Raw genomic sequence first — 21,663 nt, forward strand, 5'->3', positions numbered from 1 at the left:
GTCGGACAGGGGTCCGCGGGCAGAAGAGGTAAGATCAGGTCAGGCCGGGAAGATGCAGCGCACCCAGGATGAGAACAGTCAGCGCCGCGACGCCGGCAAGGTCTTCGGCCAGGGTTCCGCGGGCGTTCCGGGCAAGGTCGATAATCTGGCGGATCATGGTATGTTCCTTTCGGCGCTGGCTTTGTTGCTCTTTTGTTCTCATATTTACGGGGGTGCTGTAAAGAACTTTTTAAGAACATTTGAGAACAAAATGAGTTATCCGACCGAAATCAACCGGATAGCCTCGTCCTGGCCCATGAGCCAGAGCAGCAGCCGCGCCGCCTTTCCGCGCGGACCTTCCAACCCCGGATCCTTGGCCAGCAGGGTGCGTGCGTCGCTTTGCGCCAAGGCCATAAGGACGGTGTCGCGTTCGAGATCGGCGATTCGGAACCGCGGCAGCCCCGACTGGGCGGTGCCGATCACGTCCCCCGCCCCGCGCATCTGCAGGTCGGTCTCCGCGATGACGAAGCCGTCCTCCGTCTCGCGCATCAGGGTCAGCCGCCTCTCGGCCGTTTCGCCAAGGGGGGCGCGGAACATCAGCAGGCAGGTCGCCTGATCGGAGCCGCGTCCGACCCGCCCGCGCAGCTGGTGGAGCTGCGCAAGGCCGAAGGTCTCTGCCTGTTCGATCACCATGATCGAAGCCTCGGGCACGTTCACGCCCACCTCGATCACCGTGGTGGCGACCAGAACCTGACGGCGACCGGCGACGAAATCGGCCATGGCGGCGTCTTTGTCGGCCGGGGGCATCTGGCCGTGGACCAGCGTGACGACCTCATCCCCGAGGGCGGCGCGCAGATGGCGGAAGCGGACCTCGGCAGCGGTCAGATCGATCGTTTCGCTTTCTTCGACCAGCGGGCAGACCCAGTAGGCGCGCCGCCCCTCGGCCACCGCGCGGCGCAGGTGATCGACCACCTCGTCCATCCGGCCGGAGGAGACAAGCGCGGTCTGCACCGGCTTCCGCCCCGGCGGCTTTTCGTCGAGCACGGAGATGTCCATATCGCCGTATTGCGCCAGCGAGAGGGAGCGCGGGATCGGCGTGGCGGTCATGACCAGCACATCCGCCGAGGCCCCCTTGCGCCCCAGTTCCAGCCGCTGGCGCACGCCGAAACGGTGCTGTTCGTCAACGATGGCGAGCCGCAGGTCATGGAAGGCCACGTCCGCCTGGAACACCGCGTGGGTGCCGACGAGGATGTCGATGCGGCCCTCCGCAAGGTCCGCCAGCTTGGCCGCGCGGTCCGCCCCGCGGTCACGGCCGGTCAGCAGGACAACCCGGACGCCGGCGCTTTCGGCCAGGGGGGTGAGGCTTTCAAGGTGTTGACGCGCAAGGATTTCCGTCGGCGCCATCAGCACGCCCTGCCCGCCCGCCTCGACCGCGATCAGCAGGGCGAGAAAGGCCACGAGCGTCTTGCCCGCGCCGACATCTCCCTGCAACAGGCGGGACATGCGGGTTTCCCTGGCCATGTCCTTCGCGATCTCGGCCACCGCGCGGGTCTGGGCGCCGGTCGGACGGTAGGGCAGCGCGGCGAGCACGCGGTCGCGCAGACGTCCGTCGCCGGAGGTGCCGCGCCCCTTTCCGCGCCGCGCGCGGGACCGGGCCAGCGCAAGCGTCAGCTGATGCGCCAGCAGTTCGTCATAGGCGAGCCGGGTCCGCGCGGCATCCAGAACGTCCGTTTCTTCACCCGGCGCATGGGCCGTGGCGAGCGCGTCGAACCAGCCGGGCCAGTGCCTCTCCGCCTTCAGGCCGGGGTCGATCCATTCGGGAAGGTCACTGGCGCGGGTCAGCGCGGCGGCGGCGGCCTTGCCCATGACCCGCTGCGTCACGCCCTGGGTCAGCGGATAGACCGGTTCGAATTCCGGCAGGTCCGAGGCCTCTTCGGGTGGCAGAACGTGGTCGGGGTGCACCATCTGCGCCATGCCGTCGAACAGCTCCAGCTTGCCCGACACCACGCGCTTTTCGCCTATCGGCATGATTTTCTTCAGGTATTCACCACGGGCGTGGAAGAAGACGATCGGGAAATCTTCCTCCGCGTCGCGCACCATGACCCGGTAGGCTCCGCCGCGACGGGCAGGCGCGCGGTGCGCAAGCGTCTCTACTCCGACCGTCACGATGCCAAGCGGCGCGCCGCGGATCGTGTCGCGGCGGCGGCGGTCGACCACGCCATGAGGCAGCAGGAACAGCAGGTCGCGCGGGGTTTCAATGCCGATCTGGGACAGCGACTTGGCGATCTTGGGGCCGACGCCCGGCAGGGTCTGCACATCGGCGAACAGGGGGAAGAGGATCTCCGGCCGGCCTGCCACCTCAGCCTCCGATCAGGGCCAGCCAGCCGTCTTCGTCAATGATTTCAACGCCCAGTTCCTGTGCCTTGGTGGCCTTGGACCCGGCCCCCGGCCCGGCGACCAGCAGGTCCGTCTTGGCGGACACCGACCCGGCGACCTTGGCGCCAAGCGATTCCGCGCGCGCCTTTGCCTCGGCCCGCGTCATCTTTTCCAGCGTGCCGGTGAAGACGACGGTCTTGCCCGCGACGGGGCTGTCCGAGGTCGCCGGAGCCGCCACGTCCTGCACTTCAAGCTCCTGCGCGAGGCGGTCGATGGAGGCGCGTTCCGCCTTCTGCTGGAAGGTCGTGACCAGCGACACCGCAACCGCCGCGCCGATCCCGTCGATGCCGACCAGATCGTCCCAGGCCGCGCGGGCGGTGTCGGGGACCGGGTCGTTATCCCAGATGGCGGCGCGGGCAGCGGAGATCGACGCGCGGCGTCCCTCCTGTTCGGCGGCGCGGCGTTCGCTGAGCACGGCCTCTTCGGCCATCAGGTGGCGGTGCGCGGCGGGGGCGGCGGCGTCGACGGCATCGAGAAAGGCGATCCAGCTGCCGTAGTGGCGGGCGAGATCTGCGGCGGCGACCTCTCCGACATGGCGGATGCCGAGCGCAAAGATAAGCCGGTTCAAGGGGATACGCCGCTTCTCCTCGATCGCGGCGAACAGTTTGGCCACGCTCTTGTCACCGAAACCGTCGCGGTTCTTCAGCTTCGCGATCGCGCGCGCGTCGCGGGTGGCGAGGGTGAAGATGTCGGCCGGTTCGCGGATCGGGAGCGTGTCGTCTGCATAGAACATCTCGACCTGTTTCGCGCCCAGTCCTTCGATGTCGAAAGCGGCGCGGGAGACGAAATGCTTCAGCTTCTCAACGGCCTGCGCAGGGCAGATCAGGCCTCCGGTGCAGCGGCGGACAGCGTCGCCCTCCTCTCGCACCGCCTCGGACCCGCATTCGGGGCAGGTGTCGGGAAAGACATAGGGCTGCGTACCCTCTGGACGCTGCGACAGGTCCACATCGGCGACCTTGGGGATCACGTCGCCGGCGCGGTAGACCTGCACCCAGTCCCCGACGCGGATGTCCTTGCCGCCGCGAATCTCGGACCCCTTGCTGTCGAGACCGGCGATGTAATCCTCGTTGTGCAGCGTCGCGTTGGACACGACCACCCCGCCGACGGTCACCGGGGTCAGCCGCGCGACGGGGCTGAGCGCGCCGGTGCGGCCGACCTGGATGTCGATCGCCTCGAGCCGGGTCCAGGCGAGTTCCGCGGGAAACTTGTGGGCCATGGCCCATCTGGGCGTGGTGGAGCGGAAGCCAAGCCGCGCCTGCAGGGCCAGATCGTCGACCTTGTAGACGACGCCGTCGATGTCATAGCCAAGCGTGGCGCGCTGCGTTTCGATGGCGCGGTAGTGGTCGAGCATCTCGGCCGGCGTTTCGCAGCGCTTCGTCAGCGGATTGGTCTGAAACCCAAGCGATTTCAGGCGGTCGATGGCAGACCATTGCGTTTCGGCGAGCGGGTCGCTGACCTCTCCCCAGGCGTAGGCGAAGAAGCGAAGCGGACGGTCGCGGGTGATCGTCGCATCAAGCTGGCGGAGGGAGCCGGCGGCGGCGTTGCGCGGGTTGGCGAAGGTCTTGCCACCGCGTTCGGCCTGGCGGGCGTTGAGGGCGGCGAAATCGGCGTGGCTCATGTAGACCTCGCCGCGGACTTCGAGGATTTCGGGTGCGCCGGTCAGTTCTTCCGGGATGTCGGCGATCGTGCGCGCGTTGGCGGTGACGTTTTCGCCGGTTTCGCCGTCGCCGCGCGTGGCGGCCTGCACGAGTTTGCCGTTTTCATAGCGAAGGGAGAGGGAGAGCCCGTCGATCTTGGGTTCGGCGGTATAGGCGAGCGGGGCATCGGCGGGAAGGTTCAGGTAGGAGCGGACGCGGGCGTCGAAATCGGTGACGTCGGATTCCTCGAACGCGTTGGAGAGCGAGAGCATGCGGACCGCGTGGGTCACCTTGCCGAAGCCCTCCGCCGGGGCGGCGCCGACCTGTCCGGTCGGGCTGTCTGGGCTGGCGAGGTCGGGAAAGCGCTGCTCGATCCCGGTCAGGCGCCGCTTGGCCGCGTCATAGTCGGCATCGGAAATTTCCGGAGCGTCTTCGGTATGATAGGCGGTATTGGCGCGGGTGAGCAGGTCGCCGAGGCGAGCGACCTCGTCCGAGGCCTCCTCCTTCGTCAGATCCTTGACGCTTTTGTCGGCCATGACGGCGCCCCCTTCCCCGCGTTTGGCCGGAAATGCGGCCACGCAAAGTGATAGGGGGCGCGTCGGTCAGGGTCCAGCCGTGAGTGATGCCGCCTTGTCGAATTCCGTCTCAGGCACCGACGGCGAGGCGCTGGTCGTCCATTTCCTCGGGCTGCGGATCGCGCAGAACGTAGCCGCGGCCCCAGACGGTTTCGATATAGCTGTCGCCGCCGGTGGCGGTGGAGAGTTTCTTGCGCAGCTTGCAGATGAAGACGTCGATGATCTTGAGTTCGGGTTCGTCCATGCCGCCGTAAAGGTGGTTGAGGAACATCTCTTTCGTGAGCGTGGTGCCCTTCCGCAGGCTCAGCAGTTCGAGCATTTGGTATTCCTTGCCGGTCAGGTGGATCGACTTGCCCCCCGCCTCGACCGTCTTGGCGTCGAGATTGACGGAGATCTTGCCGGTGTTGATGATCGACTGGGAATGCCCCTTGGAGCGGCGGATGATGGCGTGAATGCGCGCGACCAGTTCCTCACGGTGGAAGGGTTTGGTCATGTAGTCGTCGGCGCCGAAGCCGAAGCCGCGGATCTTGTTTTCCGTGTCGTCGGCGCCCGACAGGATCAGGATCGGCGTGTCGATGCGGGAGAGGCGCAGCTGGCGCAGCACCTCGTGTCCGTTCATGTCGGGAAGGCCGAGGTCGAGCAGGATGAGGTCGTAGTCGTAAAGCTTCGCCAGGTCGATCCCCTCCTCCCCCAGGTCCGTCGTGTAGACGTTCAGGTTGGCATGGGTCAGCATCAGTTCGATGCTTTTCGACGTCGTCGGATCGTCTTCCACCAGCAGGACACGCATTACCGATCTCTCCGTTAAGCTAGGTTTACCTCTTCACTTTCGCGTCAAATGGTTAATGACCAATTACCGCAACAGGCAAAAATTCACAACAACTTGACGTTGATCCGATGCAAGGCCCGGCTCAGGAATGGCGGAATCTCTGGAGCGTCGTCGCCTTGAGCGCCTGTTCGCCGTGGCGGCTGACCGCCCAGACCCATTCCTGGAATTCCTCCTCGCTCAGCGCGTAGCGTTCCAGCGCATCTTCCTGCGATACAAGGCCGTTGAGCACCGCCTTCACCACCGCGGCCTTGCGTGACGCGACCCATCTGCGGGTGTCGGCGGGGGGCAGGTCGGCGCGCGTCATCACGGTGCCGTCGGGCAATGTCACGGCCCTTGGCCCGGAGATTTTCTTAAGATACATCGCGGATGATCCCTTTTCGTCCGGGCGCCATGTTTGCCGCTGCGGCTTAACGGGGGGTGAAATCGCGGGCTGTTATTCCGTCGCATTTTCTCTTATTGCATCGGACTTCCCGATTTGGCGCCGGAGACACCAGCATGGCACTCGATCATACCACCGGACTGAACTCCCTCGGCTTTGCCAAGCCGCCGGCCGAGACGCGCGTCGTCGTGGCCATGTCCGGGGGAGTCGACAGCTCTGTCGTGGCGGCGATGCTGGCGGAGGAGGGCTATGACGTCGTCGGGGTCACGCTGCAGCTTTACGATCACGGGGCGGCGCTGGCCAAGAAGGGGGCCTGCTGTGCCGGGCTCGACATCCACGATGCGCGTCGGGTGGCCGAGGAGATGGGGTTCCCGCATTACGTGCTGGACTACGAAAATATCTTCAAGGACGCGGTGATCGACGAATTCGCCGACAGCTATCTGGCCGGAGCGACGCCGGTGCCCTGCATCCGCTGCAACGAGAGGGTGAAGTTCAAGGACCTGCTGCAGACCGCGCGGGAGCTTGACGCCGACTGCATGGCGACCGGCCATTACATCCAGCGCAAGCTCGGCGCGGCGGGGGCGGAGCTGCATTGCGCGGCGGATGCGAACCGCGATCAGAGCTATTTCCTGTTCTCCACGACGCCGGAGCAGCTGTCCTTCCTGCGCTTCCCTCTCGGGCATCTCGGGTCGAAGGCGGAAACGCGGGCCCTGGCGGCGAAATACGGGCTGGCAGTGGCGGACAAGCCGGACAGCCAGGACATCTGTTTCGTGCCGAACGGCAACTACGCGGCGGTGATCGAGAAGCTGCGCCCCGGTGCGGCGGATCCGGGCGATATCGTGGATACCTCGGGCCGGGTCCTCGGGCGGCACGACGGGGTGATCCACTACACGATCGGGCAGCGCCGGGGTCTGGGGATCGGCGGGCTTTCCGATCCGCTCTACGTGGTGAAGCTGGACGTGGAGGCGCGGCAGGTCGTGGTCGGCCCGAAGGAGATGCTCGCAACCCGGCAGGTGCCGGTGCGCGAGATCAACTGGCTTGGCGACGGCGGTTTCGCGGACATGGCGGAGCGGCACGTGTCGGTCAAGGTCCGCTCCACCCGTCCCCCGCGCGAGGCGATCCTGCGCCCGGTCTCGGCGACGGAGGCGGTGGTGGAACTGCTGACGCCGGAGGAAGGCGTGTCGCCGGGTCAGGCCTGCGTGTTCTACGAGACGGGCGGGTCACGGATCCTGGGCGGCGGGTGGATCTGGCGCGGCTACTGAATGGCGTCTGAGGGGGGCTGTCTGCCCCCCGGCGCTGATGCGCCTCCCCCCGAGGATACTTCCGGCAAGAAGAAAGGACCGAGCTTTCATCTTGCCTCAAATATCCCCGCCGGAGGCTTCCGACATCAGAGCCGGGCGATGACCGCCTTTGCGGCGCGCAGGCCGGGGTCCTCTCCGCCCTCGCCGAGCCTTTCCATCGTCAGGGCCATGGCGGCGTCCTGGGCGCGCGGGTCCTTCAGCAGGTTCAGCGCGGCGGGCACGATCAGGTCGGGGCGGCAGTCGGGGCCGAGGAATTCGGGCACGGTGCGGCTGTCGGCCACGAGATTGACCAGCGTCACCGTGTCGGTGATCGCCATGCGCCGGATGATGGCGTAGGTCAGCGGGTTCATCCGGTAAGTGATGACCATGGGCGTGCGCGCCGCCGCCAGTTCCAGAGAGACGGTGCCGGACGCCGCGATGGCCACGTCGGCGGCGCGGAAGGCGGCACGCTTGACCGCGTCGCCCTCTGCCGGGTCGAGCAGGATCGGGGCAATGGTCCAGCCCTTCACCATCTCGCGCAAAAGCTCCGCGACGGGGGCGGCGGCGGGCAGGACAGCGCGCAGGCCGGGTCGGGCTTCGACCATGCGGATCAGGGTTTCGGCGAGCACGGGCGCGATGCGGGTGACCTCTCCGCGCCGCGAGCCGGGGAGGAGCAGCGCGAGGGGGGCGTCGCCGATGCCCCTGGCCTCGCGGAAGGCCCTTGCCTCGGCTTCGGTCGCGCGGGGCTGGGTGGCTATGGGGTGGCCGACGAAATCGCAGTCCATGCCCGCGGCCTGCATCAGCGGCGGTTCAAACGGGAAGAGCGCGAGGACGTGGTCGATCACCTCGGCCATCTTTGCCGCGCGCCCCGGGCGCCAGGCCCAGACGGTCGGGGCGACGTAGTGGACGGTTCGGATCGTGCTGGCCGCCTTCACCAGACGGGCGACGCGCAGGCAGAAGTCCGGGCTGTCGATGGTAATCAGCATGTCGGGTTTCAGGGCCAGCACGGCCTCGGCGCATTCGCGGATGCGGCGTTTCAGGTGAAAGTACTTCGGCAGGACCTCGGCGATCCCCATGACGGAGAGTTCGTCCATGGGAAAGCGGCTCTCCAGCCCTTCGGATGCCATGCGGGGTCCGCCGACACCGTGGAATTCCACGTCCGGCACCAGCGTCTTCAGCCCGGCCATGAGCGACTGGCCTAGCGCGTCGCCCGAGGGTTCGCCGGCGATCAGGAAGACTCGCATCAGGGTTCTGCCAGAAGGAAGAGGCCGTTGGCCTCAGCGGCGGCCAGCAGCGCGGGACGGTCGAGCAGCATGACGCCCCCGGCAGCGATGGCGATGCCGTCGAGGCCTGCGCGGGCGGCGGCCTGAACCGTGGCGGGGCCGATGGCGGGCATGTCGACGCGCAGGTCCTGACCCAGCTTGGGGCGTTTGACCAGCACGCCGCCCCTGCCCCGCAGATGCCGCGGGGTCGCGGCGACGAAGCCAAGCAGCGCATCGGTGCCCTGCAGCGTTTCGACCCCCAGGCAAAGCCCGGAGGCCACCACGCAGCCCTGCCCCACGTCGACCGGCGACAGCGCGTCGAGGATCGCGCGGGCGCGGGCGATGTCGGCGCGCGCGGTGTCGGAGGGTTCGGGGCCGGTCAGCAGGCCGGGGGTCGCGGTCAGGTCGGGGAGGAGGTCGTGGGCGCCAGTGACGGCAAAGCCCTGTTCCTCGAAAATCGCGATGACAAGGCGCAGGAGGCCGTCATCCCCGCCCTGCATCGCTGCCATGATGCGCGGGGCAAGTGCGGTCATCACCGGGTCCAGCGCGGCGGGGTCGAGCGCCGGGCGGCTCATCGCGCCGGCAAGGACGACGCGGGTCACGCCCGCGGCGCGCAGGGCGGAGAAGAGCGCGCCGAGGTGTTCCATACGGTGGCGTTGGATGCGGGCTTCCGGCACGGCGACCTCTGCCCCGGCGAAGGCGATGCAGAGCGCGTCCGGGTCCGCCGCGGCGAGGGCTGCGGGCAGCGCGCCGCCCCCGGCGATGATGCCGAGGCGGGACATGTCAGTGCTTGCCCGGCGTCAGGAAGGAGCGGTCGCTGTCGGCCATGACGAAATCGACGATCTCGCGCACGTAGTCGCTTTCGGTTTCCTGCCCGAGCCGGCGGGCACGGTCCTGAAAGGCGCCCTCGCCCTGTGCCAGCATCTGGAAGGCGGCGCGCAGGGCGGTGATGTCGGACCGCGCCACGCCGCGCCGTTTCAGGCCGACGAGGTTCAGCCCGTCCAGCACGCCGCGCGGGGCCTGAACAAGCCCGTGCGGGATCACGTCGTTCGTCACCATGGTCACCGCCCCGATGATCGCGCCGCGCCCGATGCGGACGAACTGGTGCACGCCGGAGAGGCCGCCGATGATGACTTCGTCCTCAATGATGCAATGCCCGGCCAGCGCGGCGTTGTTCACCACGATGACGTGGTCGCCGAGCTGGCAGTCGTGCGCGATGTGGCAGCCCGCCATGAACAGCCCGTCATCGCCGACGCGGGTCACGCCGCCGCCGCCGCCGGTGCCGGTGTTCATGGTGACGTGTTCGCGGATACGGTTGCGTTTGCCAACGATGAGCGAGGTCTCCTCGCCCTTGAATTTCAGGTCCTGCGGGATGCCGCCGAGAACGGCGAAGGGATGGACCAGCGTGTCCTCTCCGATCTCGGTCACGCCCTGGACGACGACATGGGACATCAGGGTGACGCGCGGTTTCAGCACGACCTTGGGGCCGATGTGGCAGAAGGGGCCGATGCGCACCCCTGCCCCGATCTGCGCGCCCTCCTCCACGATGGCGGAGGGGTGGATGTCTGCCGTGGGATCGATCGCCATGGCTTACTCCTTGGGAAGGTCCATCATCGCGGTGAACTCCGCCTCGCAGGCCATTTCGCCGTCCACCTCGGCCACGCCGGAGAATTTCCAGACCTTGCCGCCGGGTTTGCCGCGCAGGGTGGTCAGGCGCATCCTCAGAACGTCGCCGGGGACGACCATGCGGCGGAACTTGCAGCTGTCGATGGCCATGAAATAGACCAGCATGTTGCGGTCCTCCATGCCGAGGTCGACGCCGACCATGACGGCGGCGGTCTGGGCCATGGCCTCGACAATGGTGACGCCCGGCATGATCGGCTTTCCGGGGAAATGGCCCAGGAAATGCGGTTCGTTCATGGTGACGTTCTTGATGCCGAGCGCGGTCTGGTAGCCGTCGATCTCCTCCACCCGATCGACCAGCAGGAAGGGGTAGCGATGCGGGATGATCCGCTGGATCAGCGCGATGTCGGCTGTCTTCAGGGTGTCGCTCATGGGCCTTCCTTTCCTTTTCGCCTCGGGTCCGTCGGCTGAGGCGTGCCTAGCAAGCCGGGTCACGGCGGGCAAGATACGGTGGCGTCAGTCCGACCCGGTCGGCGGTGTCGGGTCCTGCGCGGGGGCCGGGGTCCCGGTGTCGTCGGCGGGGCTGTCCGGCGCCGGGTCCGGGGTCACGGTGTCGATACCGGGCACGGGGGCACCGGCGGCCATCGCCGCGTCCAGCCGTTCGATCGCCAGCGCGGTGATGTCGATGGACTGGAGGGAGGCCAGAACGGTCGCCTTTTCCAGCACCACGACGGCACCGGATTCCTCCATTATGCCGATCAGGACCGGATCGACGGAGCTGAGGATTTCGCGGCGCGCGGCATTGGCACGGTCCTGCAGGCGGCGCAGCTTGGCGTCCTGTTCGGTGCGGAAGGTCTGGACACGTTCGTCGAAGGCGGCCGCGGCGGCGCGGAAATCCTCGGTCGAGAGGGTGGCGCGGCGTTCCGTCAGGTCCTTTTCCTCGGCGGTCAGTTCACCTTCGATGCGCCGGTTCTCAGCCGCCAGTTCGCCGGACAGGTCGGCGATCTGCTGTTCCAGCGCGCGTCCCGCGGCGCTTTCGGTGACGAGGCGTTCGCTGTCGATTGTGAGGATCGGGCTGGTGACGGCGGTGAAGTCAGACTGGGGGCCGGACTGGGCACCTGACTGCGGAGCCGACTGGGCGAGGGCCGGTGACGCGGTCAGCGTCCCGGCCAGCGCCAGTGTCACCACCAGTAGTGAGGCCCCGGTGAAGCGGCTGCGCGGCAAGCCGTCCTCAGAACTGCGACCGGATGGAGACGTTGAACGTCTGCTCGCGGTCGAAGCTTTCCTTCTTCAGCGCCTTGGAGAAGTTGAAGCGCAGCGGCCCGATCGGCGTGTCCCAGAACAGCGACAGGCCGACGACATGGCGGAAGGCCCCGCTGTCGTCGCCGACAACACCGGCCGCACCGGCCGAGGACGCGCCCACATCCCAGACGTTGGCGATGTCGTAGAAAGCACCGCCGGAGACGCCGTATTCCTCGGGCAGGCCAAGGGGGAATTCCGCCTCGAAGCTGGCCACCGCGTAGATGTTGCCGCCAAGCGCGTTGTCGAAGGCGGCCCCGCCCCCGGTCGTGCCGATCTGGCGCGGGCCGAAGCCATCGGGTTCAAAGCCGCGCACATAGTCGCTGAGGATCGCGAGGCGGTCCATCGTGCGGCTGGAGCCCTTGGTGTAGTTCAGCATCCCGCCACGGACGGAGGCGCGCAGGGTCACTTCCTCGTTCAGGATGCGGGTCTGGGCGACGGCGCGGGTCTTGGTGTGGACGTACTGCACATCGCCGCCGATCCCGGCGAAGTCCTGGCCGAATTCGAACAGAACGCCCTTGTTCGGGTCCAGCCCGGTTTCCCGGCTGTCGTAGCTGAAGTTGTAGCCGATGGTACCCGCGCCGATCTTGCCCTGCGCGACTTCGCCGGTGATGACGCTGCCGATGGTGGCGTTTGTCGACGCCTTCATTTCGGATTCCTTGTATCCGAAATTCAGGTTCAGCTTGGTCCGGTCGGTGAGCGGGAAGGTCAGGCCGGTGGAGAAGGCCAAGACCTCCGTGTCGTAATCGACGTTGTCCGCCTCCGTCTCCGTGTAGCCGAGCGCGAAGTCGAAGGCGACGTCGCGGCCCAGGAAGGCGGGTTCGGTGAACTTGATGCCGTAGGTCTGGTTGGCCTCTGCCCCGGAGAAGGTCAGGTTCAGGCGCTGGCCCCGGCCGAGGAAGTTGGTTTCCGCGAAGGACACGGCGATGCCGAAGCCGGAGTTGGTCGAATAGGTGCCCCCGAAGGCGAGCGAGCCCGTGGGCTTTTCCACCACGTCGACGTCCACGACCACCTGATCGGCGGTGGAGCCTTCGCGCGCGTTCACGTCGGCGCTTTCGAAGAAGTCGAGCGCGCGGATGCGTTCTGCGGCCTCGCGGATCTGGCGCGGGTTGAAGGGGTCGCCTTCGACCGTGCGGAACTGGCGGCGGATCACGGCGTCGAGCGTCGTGGTATTGCCTTCAACGTCGATGCGTTCGACGAAGATGCGGGGCCCGCGGGTCAGCACGAATTCCACGTCCAGCGTCAGGTCGCGGTCGTTGCGGGTCACACGCGGTTCGACGCGCAGGAAGTCGAGCCCTTCGCGGATGGCGAGGTTTTCCATCCGGGCGATGGCGTTCTCGACCAGCGTCGGGGAATAGACCACGCCGGGGCGCAGCTTGATGACCGACTCGTAGAGTTCGGCGTCGGCCTGCGGGTAATCGCTGACCACGGTGATCGCGCCGAACCTGAACTGCTGGCCTTCCTGCACGTTGAAGGTGACGAAATAGCCGTCACGTTCGCGCGCCAGTTCGGCGTTCACGGCGGTGGTGCGGAAGTCGATGTAGCCGCGGGACAGGTAGAAGTCGCGCAGAAGCTGTTCGTCGAACTGCAACCGGTCCTCGACCAGGGTGTCGCGGCCGATGATCTGGCGGAACAGACCGGCCTGCTTGGTGCCGAGCACGCGGCGCAGGCGGCGGTCGGAATAGACGGTGTTACCGACGAAACCGATGCGGTTGACCTCGGAGTTGCGGCCCTCGAACACCTCGTAGACGAGGTCGACGCGGTTGTCGGACTGGCGGATGATCTTGGGCGTCACGCGGGCCGAGATACGACCCTGCTGCGAATAGGTCTCCGCGATCGCCTCGGCGTCGGACTGGGCGCGGGTCGGGGAGAAGACGAGCCGCGGCTTGGACTGGATGATCTCGGCCAGATCCTCGTCCTTGAGCTTGCGGTTGCCCTCGAACCGGATGCGGTTGACCGTCGGATATTCCGTGACCGCGATGACCAGCGTACCGCCGCGCGGCGTGACCTCGACGCTTTCGAAGAGGCCGGAGGCGACGAGGCGCTGGTAGGCGTCGTTCAGCTGCGCCGCCGAGACGGCCTCACCACGGGCGATTCCCGCGTAGCTCAGCACGGTGCCGGTTTCGATTCGGGCGTTGCCGTCGACCTGCACGGAATTGAAACGGTAGCTTTGTGCCTGCGTCATGTCCGGCGCGGTGACGATGGTCGTCCCGGCCAGCAGTGCGGCGATGACGGTCCTGTTTGCTCGGCCCCGTCGCGACGAGGTGCGTGCCCCGTACGGCGTTGTTTTCTTCATTGCTCAGACCCGGTCCGATGTCCCCTATTGCATCGTGAGTAACCCGTCGCCGGGGGCTTGTCAAAATCAAGTGACGGCAAAAAGAAAAAGGTGCGCGATCCGTGTGGAAAGCGCACCGCCAAGTTTGGCGGACCGGACCCGACTGCCTGCCGGAAACCGATCCCGAGGTCGGGCCGCTGCCACGGCCCTGGGGGAAACTGTCAGTGTAGGAGAGAGCCGATCCAGCTTCCGGCGGCCAGCGCCAGGAGGACGGTTCCGATGGTGAAAAGACGGTCCCGGTTGATGTCGACGAGAAGCGACATGCCCGTGTAACCCTGCTGAATCATTTGCATCTGTTCTACCCACTTGGTCGGTTCTGTGTCGCGGTTCGCCCCGCGGTCTGATCCGAAACTGGCGGCGAATTGGGGCGGAATTCCGACGTCAATTGTGGCCATTTCGCGGCGGAGCGGAAAATCCGCCTTACAGTGTCAGGGGCAGAAGACGTCGTTCCGCAGCGCAAAGAGCATCACGCCGAGGATCAGCGTCAGCCCCGCCCCCATGAGCACACGCAGCGCCCCGTCGGAGGGCGGACGGCCCGCGACGGCCTCGTAAGCGAAGAAAACAAGGTGGCCGCCGTCAAGCACCGGGATCGGAAACAGGTTCAGCAGCCCGACGGCGGTGGAGAGCGCGGCGACGAACCAGATGAAGCTGACCGCCCCTTGGCTCGCCATGGCGCCGGAGGTCTGGGCGATGCCGATCGGGCCGGTCATGTTGCAGGTGGAGATCGCCCCGGTAATCATGTGCCAGAGCCCGGAGACGGAGCTTTCCGCGATCCGCCAGGTCTGCGCCACGCCATCCCGCAGGGCCGGCAGCGCGCCCATGCGTTCGGTCGCCGGTTCGAAAGCCATGCCGCCGGCGATGCCGATGCGCCATTCGGTGCGGAATCCGCCCTCCGGGTTGGGTTCGTCGACACGGCGGGGGGCCAGGGCGAAGTCCAGCGGGTCCGCCAGCCCCTCGCGCCAGACTTTCAGCGCCAGCACGCGGCCGTCCGAGGCCTCCACGATCTCCTTCAGCTCCGCGAAGGCGGTGATGGGGGTGCCGTCGACCGTCTCGATCACGTCGCCGACCTTGAGACCGATGTCATAGGCGGCGGAGTTCGGGGCAAGCTGGGTAATCAGCGGCGGATAGGGATAGGGGCCGGGCACGGTGAGCTCGGCGCCGTCGCGCAGGACGCGGTACTCAACCGTCGCTTCGCGGGGGAGCTCCGCTTCCAGCCCGGTGAAGGAGGGCCCGGTATCCTCGGGCAGGTCGATGCCGCCGATGGCGAGCAGGCGGTCGCCGGGTTCGAGCGTGGCGTAAGCGGCGGGGAGCGGGCGCATCTCGGCCACCGCCAGCGGGCGGGCGACGTCACCCTGCACGAAGAACAGCGTCCCGAAGACCAGTACCGACAGGATGAAGTTGAAGACAGGCCCCGCCGCAACCGTCGCCGTCCGTGCCCAGAGCGGTGCGCCATGCATGGTCATGCGCCGGTCCGCGTCCGACAGGGTGGAGATCGCCGCGCCGTCCTTGCCCGAGGCCGCATCGCTGTCGCCGAGGAACTTGACGTAGCCGCCGAAGGGCAGCGCCGCCAGTTGCCAGCGGGTGCCGTGCCGGTCGGTGCGGGCGAAAAGGACGGGGCCGAAGCCGAGCGAGAAGACCTCTGCCCGGATGCCGGAGAGGCGGCCGATGATGTAATGCCCGTATTCATGGATCGCCACGATGATCGACAGCGCCACCACAAAGGCCACGAGGGTCATGAAGATGCTGCCGAACTGGGGAAGGAAATCCATATGCTGCCCTTACTGCTGCCTCTGCGCCATTACCCTGTCGGCCTCACACCGGGCGAGATGGTCTATTGCGACGATGTTATCAAGCTCGAACGGGGCATCAATAGGTACCGGTGCCGCATCCAGACGATCAAGAACCCGTGCAACCACCTCTGCCATGTCCATGAAGCCGATCCGGCGCGCGATGAAGGCGTCCAGCGCGCGTTCCTTGGCCGCGTTGAATGCCGCCCCGGCGAGGCCGCCGCGCGCGATGACCCGGTAGGCGAGGCCGAGGGCGGGATAGCGGTCGGCCTCGGGCGCGCGGAAGGTCAGCCGGCCAAGCGCGGCGAGGTCGAGCCGGTCGACCGGCAGGTCCCGGCGTTCCGGCCAGTGCAGGGCATAGCCGATGGCGTGACGCATGTCGTGCACGCCGAGATGGGCCATGATCGCCCCGTCGGTGAAGCCGACCAGCGCGTGCACGCAGCTTTCGGGATGGATCAGCACCTCTATCTGGTCGGCGGCAAGGTGGAACAGTTCCTTCGCCTCGATCACCTCCAGCGCCTTGTTGAACATGGAGGCGGAGTCGATGGTGATCCGTTGTCCCATGTCCCAGGTCGGATGGGTCGCGGCCTCTTCCGGGGTGGCAGACCGAAGCTTCTGCATGGGCCAGTCGCGGAAGGCGCCACCGCTGGCGGTCAGGGTGACGCGTTCGACCGCGCGCCGGTCTTCCCCCGTCAGGGCCTGAAAGACGGCGGAATGCTCGCTATCCACCGGAATGATCGTTCCGCCATTGGCCTGCGCCGTGCGCAGGGCCAGCGGACCGGCGGCGACCAGCGTTTCCTTGTTGGCGAGGGCGAGGGTCGCGCCCTGCTCCAGCGCCTTCAGCCCCGGCACCAGACCGGCGGCGCCGACAATGGCGGACATGACCCAGTCGGCGGGGCGGCAGGCGGCCTCGGCCAGCGCGGCCGCCCCGGCGGCGGCCTCAACCCCCGACCCGGCAAGGGCGTCGCGCAGGTCGTCGAGCCTGTCTACATCCGCGGTGACGGCAATCTCCGCGTTCAGACGGCGGGCATCGGACGCCAGCTGCGCGATGTTCTGTCCGCCGGTCAGGGCCACGACCCGGTAGGCGTCGGGGGCGCGGGCGATCAGGTCAATCGTGTTCTGCCCGATCGACCCCGTCGCCCCGAAGACCGACACGCGCCGCATCAGGGCGTGCCCACGGGCAGCCCCGCCCAGGGGCCGATCAGCAGCAGGAAGACCGCGCCGCCGAGCATCCCGTCGAACCGGTCGAGCAGACCGCCGTGCCCCGGGATCAGCGCAGAGCTGTCCTTGGCCCCGACCCGGCGTTTCATCGCGGATTCCGCCATGTCGCCCATCTGGGAGGCCATGGAAACCGCGACAGACAGCCCGATCAGGCCGTATCCGGCCTCCGTGCTGCGGGAAAAGGCAAGGCCGACGAGGGCGGCGGCGATCCATCCCGCGACCGTCCCGGCCCAGGTCTTCTTGGGGCTGACGCGCGGCCAGAACTTCGGTCCGCCGATGGCGCGCCCGGCGAAATAGCCGGCGATGTCGGTGGCCACGATCACCAGCACCAGCCAGAGCAGCCAGACCATGCCCGAAACCTCGCGCAGCTGCACCATTCCGAAGACGGCGACGATGATCGCGGCGGTGAAGGTGAGGTAGAGCACCCGGTGACGCGGCACCCAGGCGATCCCGGCCATGGCGGGTGCCAGCAGCAAGGGCAGCGCCAGCAGCGGCGGGAGGTAGAGCGCGCCGAGCAGCGCCGTCCCCGCCGCGCCCGCCATGGCGAGCGCGGATTTACGGGCTTCGGGTGTCAGCAGGCGGACCAGTTCCCAGACCATGCCAGCGGCGACACCGGCAAAGGCGACCCGCAGCACATGGCCACCAATCCAGATCACCAGCAGCCCCGCGGCGACAAGGCCAAGGCCGGAGATCACCCGCGCCGTCAGATCCTCCCACGAGCGTGCCATGTCAGGCCTTCACGCCCCCGTAGCGGCGGTCGCGGCTGGCATAGGAGCGCAGGACCTCGGCAAAGACGGCCGGGGTGAAATCGGGCCAGAGCGTGTCGATGAATTCATATTCCGCATAGGCCGACTGCCAGAGCAGGAAGTTGGAGATGCGGGCCTCTCCGGAGGTGCGGATGACAAGGTCGGGATCGGGCAGGACATGGGTGTCGAGGTAGTGCGGCAGGGTCTCCTCGTCCACGTCGTCTGGGCTGAGACGCCCGGCGGCGACATCCTCGGCCAGGCGACGGGTGGCGCGGGCGACCTCGTCCCGGCCGCCATAGTTCAGCGCGATGGTGAGATTGGTGCCGTCGCAGTCCTTCGTGACCTCTTCAAGTTCGTCCATCAGGTTCTGCAGCTTGATGTCGAGCCCCGGCCGGTCGCCGATGAAACGGACGCGCACGTTGTTGGCCTTGAGCGCGCGCGCCTCCTTCTGGATGTAGCGGCGGAACAGGCTCATGAGACCGGCGACCTCGATCTGGGTGCGCTTCCAGTTCTCGGTCGAAAAGCCGAATATCGTCAGGTACTTGACCCCCTGATCCGGGCAGGCCTCGACGATCTCGCGCACCCGCTTGGCCCCGGCGTGGTGGCCGAACAGGCGGGGACGGCCGCGCATGGTGGCCCATCTGCCGTTGCCGTCCATGATGATGGCGACATGGCGGGGGGCCCGCCGGATATGCTCCGCATTGGTCATCGGGCGGGCGCAGGATCAGACCTGCATGATCTCTTCCTGCTTGGTCTCGAGCGCGGCGTCGACCTTCTTGATATAAGTGTCGGTCAGGTCCTGAACCTCGGATTCCCAGAACTTCTGGTCATCTTCGGACAGGCCGTCACCCTTGGCCTTCTTGATCTGATCCATGCCGTCGCGACGCACGTTGCGCACAGAAACGCGGGCGCTTTCGGCATATTGCGCGGCGACCTTCGACAGTTCACGACGGCGCTCCTCGTTCAGCTCGGGGATGGGCAGCATGATGATGGTGCCGTTGAGCTGCGGGTTGATGCCGAGCCCGCTTTCGCGGATCGCCTTCTCCACCTTGTTCACGAGACCCTTGTCCCAGACGTTCACGGTGACCATGCGCGGTTCCGGCACGTTCACGGTGCCGACCTGGTTGATCGGGGTCATGGCGCCGTAGGCATCGACCATCACAGGCTCCAGCATGGAGGCGGAGGCGCGCCCCGTCCGCAGCGATGCGAATTCCGTGCGCAGGTTGCTCATCGCGCCGTCCATGCGGCGTTTCAGATCGTCTGTGTCCAGCTCGAAGTCGTCAGACATGGGCTTACCCCGTTCTTGAAATTGGTGAGGGGGTTCTAAGCCAGAGGTCGCGCGATGTATAGGCGTCGCGTTTGCCCAAGCCGCGGCGCCCCGGTCGCGCCGCTCCTGCGGAGCGTCAAGCCGTTTGTGCCGCGCCGCTCCTGCGGAGCGTCACGAGACCTCCGGCGGGGATATTTCCGAAACCAAAGAAGGGTTTCGCCTTGCCGGAAATATCCTCGGGGGGCCCGGGGGGCGAAGCGCCCCCGGCGCGCCGGGTCAGTCGCGCACGAGGGTATAGGTGCCCTGCCCCGCCAGGATCCCGCGGAAGCCGCCGGGTTCGTCGAGCGAGAAGACGATGATCGGCTTGCGGTTGTCCCGTGCCAGGGCGATGGCAGAGGCGTCCATGACGTTGAGATGCTGGGCGAGCACCTCGTCATAGGTGACCGTGTCGAAGCGCTTGGCGTCGTCGTGCTTCATCGGGTCCTTGTCATAGACGCCGTCGACCTTGGTGCCCTTGAAGATCGCCTCGCAGGCCATTTCGTTGGCGCGCAGCGTGGCGGCGGTGTCGGTGGTGAAATAGGGGTTGCCGGTACCGGCGGCAAAGATCACCACGCGGTTCTTCTCCAGGTGCCGGACGGCGCGGCGGCGGATGTAGGGTTCGCAGACCTGATCCATCGGGATCGCGCTGACCACGCGGGTGTGGATGCCCTGCCCTTCCAGCGCGGACTGCATGGCGAGCGCGTTCATCACCGTGGCCAGCATGCCCATGTAGTCGGCGGTGGTGCGTTCCATCCCCTGGGCGCTGCCCGCAAGGCCGCGGAAGATGTTGCCGCCGCCGATCACCATGCAGATCTGCACGCCGAGGTCGTGGACCGACTTCACCTCCTGCGCGATGCGTTCGACCGTGGGGGGGTTGAGCCCGTATCCGCGGTCTCCCATCAGCGCCTCCCCCGAGATCTTGAGCAAAACGCGCTTGTAGGTGGTCTTGGGCTGGTCTGCGGCCATGTTGCGCTCCGTCTGTCCGGGGGGGTAAACTGGCGGCAAAATGGTCGAAAACAGACGGCAGTTCAATGCACCAATCCCGGAAATCGCAGGCATCGGCGGGATGATCCCCGAGGGGCTCTCCGCAGGGCGTCATGTGCTGATTGCCGGGCCGACCGCGTCGGGCAAATCGGCACTGGCGACAGAGATCGCGGCTCGGCAGGGCGGGGTCGTGGTGAATGCCGATGCGCTTCAGGTCTACGGCAACTGGCGCGTGCTGAGCGCGCGCCCTTCTGCCGAGGAGGAAGCGCTGGTGCCGCACCGGCTGTACGGCCATGTCGCGCGGGAGCGGGCCTATTCGGTCGGGGACTGGCTGCGCGAGGTCGCGGCGCTGTTGCAGAACGACCGGTTGATCATCGTCGGGGGGACCGGGCTCTATTTCTCTGCCCTCACGGAGGGGCTGGCAGCGATCCCGCCGGTGCCGCCGGAGGTCCGGGCCGAGGGCGACCGGCTTCGGGCGGCGGAGGGGCTGGCGGGCATGCTGGCGGAACTGGATGCGCAGACGCTGGCGCGGATCGACCGGGCCAACCCGATGCGGGTGCAGCGCGCGTGGGAGGTCTGGCGCGCCACCGGGCGGCCGTTATCCGCCTGGCAGGACGACACACCGCCCCCCCTGCTCGCGGCGGAGGACGCGGCCTGTTACGTTATGGACGCGCCGAAGGACTGGCTGACACCCCGGATCGAACGGAGGTTCGACGCGATGCTGGCCGACGGCGCGCTGGAGGAGGCGCGCGCCAATCTGGCGGCCTGGGATCCCGCCCTGCCCTCGTCCAAGGCGATCGGCGCGCCCGAGCTGATCGCGCATCTGCGCGGCGGGTCAACGCTGGACGAGGCGCGGGCGCAGGCCATCGTGGCCACGCGGCAATTCGCCAAGCGGCAGCGCAGCTGGTTCCGGAGCCGGATGAGTCGGTGGATGAAACTGGCACCTTCCGGTTGAAACCCGACGGCGCACAGTCGTTTGGCGATCACATCTCCACATTTCATCCACAGGCGCGCTCCGGATCGGCGAAACTGGGGGAAAAATCTGTGGATAAGTCACGACACACTTTACCATATGCGACATCGGCCTCAGCATCGGGACAAACGGAGAGGACCCGACATGCAGATACAGAACATTCATGCGCAGTCGCCTCACGAGGCTTCGGTCGCCGCGGCCCGGGTGCGCAGCTTTGGTCAGCTGAGCATGGGGTCGTCCTGGCGGCTTGAACTGCAGCACGCGCGCGCCTCGCATCTGTTCCTCTGGATCACCAAGGGTCAGGGGCGTGCGACGATCCTCGGCAAGCGGCGGGGCATCGGGGCGCATAACGCGCTGTATATCCCGGCGGGGACGCTGATGTCGCTGGACCTCGGCAAGCAGGTCTACGGGATTGCCGTGGATCTTCCTGCGCACGAGGCGGGGATCATGCCGAAGGACGTGCAGCATATCCGCGTGCGGGACGTGATGGCGCAGAACGAGGTCACCGCGATCCTCGACAACATGCAGCGCGAACAGTCCACGCACCGCGCCTTCGGCGACGAGGCCGCGCGGGCCCATGCCGGGCTGCTGGCGGTCTGGATGCGGCGTACCCTCACCCAGTCCGAGAACCAGCCGGCGCCGCGCATCCCGGCGGCGGAGCGGCTGACCGCGTCGTTCTGCGGTCTGGTCGAGAAACAGTACCGTTCGGGCAAGCCGATGGCGGACTATGCGGAGGCGCTTGGCGTCACGCCGACCCACCTGAGCCGCGCCTGCCGGCAGGTCGCGGGGCTGACGGCGGCGGACATGATCACGCAGCGGGTGCTGTACGCGGCCCGCGACATGCTGGAACGGGGCGACCTACCGATCCGGCTGATCGCGGAAATGCTTGGCTTTTCCTCCGCGGCCTATTTCACCCGGTTCATCCAGAATCAGACGCATCAGACCCCGTCCGCCCTGCGTCAGGCGGTGCGCGGCTAACGCAACGTCACCGGACACCCCGGATTTGCCTAAATCG

At 67.2% G+C, this 21,663-nt stretch carries 21 protein-coding genes; 3 read left to right on the forward strand and 18 right to left on the reverse strand.

Translation table 11 applies throughout. The features are described 5' to 3' along the window. Nucleotides 1–34: 34 nt before the first annotated feature. The 5 genes from IEV87_RS22965 to sciP form a co-directional block, all read right to left on the reverse strand. Nucleotides 35–157 carry a hypothetical protein gene (locus IEV87_RS22965; RefSeq protein ID WP_269902640.1) on the reverse strand — a complete coding sequence of 41 codons (123 nt, stop codon included), beginning with the start codon at nt 155–157 and terminating at the stop codon, nt 35–37. 98 nt (nt 158–255) lie between these two features. Further along, nucleotides 256–2,337 (reverse strand): ATP-dependent DNA helicase RecG, encoded by a 2,082-nt coding sequence (gene recG, locus IEV87_RS07140; RefSeq protein WP_188476960.1) that lies wholly within the window; start codon nt 2,335–2,337, stop codon nt 256–258. A 1-nt stretch (nt 2,338) separates the two neighbouring features. Continuing rightward, a complete protein-coding gene (ligA, locus tag IEV87_RS07145) occupies nt 2,339–4,588 on the reverse strand; it encodes an NAD-dependent DNA ligase LigA (RefSeq protein WP_188476961.1) in 2,250 nt (749 codons plus the stop codon). 109 nt (nt 4,589–4,697) lie between these two features. Continuing rightward, complete coding sequence (ctrA, locus tag IEV87_RS07150; protein WP_188476962.1) at nt 4,698–5,414, reverse strand: response regulator transcription factor CtrA; 717 nt, start codon at nt 5,412–5,414, stop codon at nt 4,698–4,700. Nucleotides 5,415–5,535: 121 nt separating this feature from the next. Continuing rightward, complete coding sequence (gene sciP, locus IEV87_RS07155) at nt 5,536–5,814, reverse strand: CtrA inhibitor SciP (RefSeq protein ID WP_188476963.1); 279 nt, start codon at nt 5,812–5,814, stop codon at nt 5,536–5,538. A 134-nt stretch (nt 5,815–5,948) separates the two neighbouring features. On the opposite strand from sciP, the gene mnmA reads away from it, so the two are divergent. After that, a complete protein-coding gene (mnmA, locus tag IEV87_RS07160) occupies nt 5,949–7,094 on the forward strand; it encodes a tRNA 2-thiouridine(34) synthase MnmA (RefSeq protein ID WP_188476964.1) in 1,146 nt (381 codons plus the stop codon). 125 nt (nt 7,095–7,219) lie between these two features. Here the strand turns inward: mnmA and lpxB are convergent, their stop codons facing one another. The 13 genes from lpxB to pyrH all read right to left on the reverse strand — a co-directional run bounded on the left by lpxB (nt 7,220) and on the right by pyrH (nt 19,657). Then, a complete protein-coding gene (gene lpxB, locus IEV87_RS07165) occupies nt 7,220–8,356 on the reverse strand; it encodes a lipid-A-disaccharide synthase (RefSeq protein ID WP_188476965.1) in 1,137 nt (378 codons plus the stop codon). Further along, nucleotides 8,356–9,156: an LpxI family protein gene (locus IEV87_RS07170; RefSeq protein ID WP_188476966.1), complete on the reverse strand. Its 801-nt coding sequence runs from the start codon at nt 9,154–9,156 to the stop codon at nt 8,356–8,358. The genes lpxB and IEV87_RS07170 overlap by 1 nt, the downstream gene beginning before the upstream one ends. A 1-nt stretch (nt 9,157) precedes the next feature. After that, nucleotides 9,158–9,961: an acyl-ACP--UDP-N-acetylglucosamine O-acyltransferase gene (gene lpxA, locus IEV87_RS07175; RefSeq protein WP_188476967.1), complete on the reverse strand. Its 804-nt coding sequence runs from the start codon at nt 9,959–9,961 to the stop codon at nt 9,158–9,160. A gap of 3 nt (nt 9,962–9,964) precedes the next feature. Beyond that, nucleotides 9,965–10,429, reverse strand: a complete 465-nt coding sequence (gene fabZ, locus IEV87_RS07180) for a 3-hydroxyacyl-ACP dehydratase FabZ (RefSeq protein ID WP_188476968.1) — start codon at nt 10,427–10,429, stop codon at nt 9,965–9,967. An 84-nt stretch (nt 10,430–10,513) separates the two neighbouring features. After that, the gene (locus IEV87_RS07185; RefSeq protein WP_188476969.1) at nt 10,514–11,221 is read right to left on the reverse strand and encodes an OmpH family outer membrane protein; all 708 of its coding nucleotides are present in this window, start codon (nt 11,219–11,221) and stop codon (nt 10,514–10,516) included. 7 nt (nt 11,222–11,228) lie between these two features. Further along, nucleotides 11,229–13,592 (reverse strand): outer membrane protein assembly factor BamA, encoded by a 2,364-nt coding sequence (gene bamA, locus IEV87_RS07190; protein ID WP_188476970.1) that lies wholly within the window; start codon nt 13,590–13,592, stop codon nt 11,229–11,231. A 200-nt stretch (nt 13,593–13,792) separates the two neighbouring features. Then, complete coding sequence (locus tag IEV87_RS22970; protein ID WP_269902641.1) at nt 13,793–13,924, reverse strand: hypothetical protein; 132 nt, start codon at nt 13,922–13,924, stop codon at nt 13,793–13,795. Between the two features lie 135 nt (nt 13,925–14,059). Continuing rightward, nucleotides 14,060–15,400 carry an RIP metalloprotease RseP gene (rseP, locus tag IEV87_RS07195; RefSeq protein WP_188476971.1) on the reverse strand — a complete coding sequence of 447 codons (1,341 nt, stop codon included), beginning with the start codon at nt 15,398–15,400 and terminating at the stop codon, nt 14,060–14,062. 9 nt (nt 15,401–15,409) lie between these two features. Further along, nucleotides 15,410–16,582 (reverse strand): 1-deoxy-D-xylulose-5-phosphate reductoisomerase, encoded by a 1,173-nt coding sequence (dxr, locus tag IEV87_RS07200; protein WP_188476972.1) that lies wholly within the window; start codon nt 16,580–16,582, stop codon nt 15,410–15,412. Next, complete coding sequence (locus IEV87_RS07205; protein ID WP_188476973.1) at nt 16,582–17,367, reverse strand: phosphatidate cytidylyltransferase; 786 nt, start codon at nt 17,365–17,367, stop codon at nt 16,582–16,584. Before IEV87_RS07205 ends, dxr begins: the two co-directional genes overlap by 1 nt. Before the next feature lies 1 nt (nt 17,368). Then, entirely contained in the window at nt 17,369–18,094 is a 726-nt protein-coding gene (gene uppS / locus IEV87_RS07210) for a polyprenyl diphosphate synthase (RefSeq protein ID WP_188476974.1), read from the reverse strand. Between the two features lie 15 nt (nt 18,095–18,109). Then, entirely contained in the window at nt 18,110–18,673 is a 564-nt protein-coding gene (gene frr / locus IEV87_RS07215; RefSeq protein ID WP_188476975.1) for a ribosome recycling factor, read from the reverse strand. A gap of 255 nt (nt 18,674–18,928) precedes the next feature. Beyond that, the gene (gene pyrH / locus IEV87_RS07220; protein WP_188476976.1) at nt 18,929–19,657 is read right to left on the reverse strand and encodes a UMP kinase; all 729 of its coding nucleotides are present in this window, start codon (nt 19,655–19,657) and stop codon (nt 18,929–18,931) included. A 100-nt stretch (nt 19,658–19,757) separates the two neighbouring features. Here pyrH and miaA point away from each other — a divergent pair, with 100 nt between their 5' ends. Both miaA and IEV87_RS07230 read left to right on the forward strand, forming a co-directional pair. After that, nucleotides 19,758–20,630, forward strand: coding sequence for a tRNA (adenosine(37)-N6)-dimethylallyltransferase MiaA (miaA, locus tag IEV87_RS07225; RefSeq protein WP_229737608.1), 873 nt, complete (start codon nt 19,758–19,760; stop codon nt 20,628–20,630). A gap of 162 nt (nt 20,631–20,792) precedes the next feature. Continuing rightward, nucleotides 20,793–21,626 carry a helix-turn-helix transcriptional regulator gene (locus IEV87_RS07230; RefSeq protein WP_188476978.1) on the forward strand — a complete coding sequence of 278 codons (834 nt, stop codon included), beginning with the start codon at nt 20,793–20,795 and terminating at the stop codon, nt 21,624–21,626. The last annotated feature ends 37 nt before the right edge of the window (nt 21,627–21,663 follow it).

The organism is Primorskyibacter flagellatus (assembly GCF_014638275.1).
GTDB lineage: Bacteria > Pseudomonadota > Alphaproteobacteria > Rhodobacterales > Rhodobacteraceae > Pseudooceanicola > Pseudooceanicola flagellatus_A.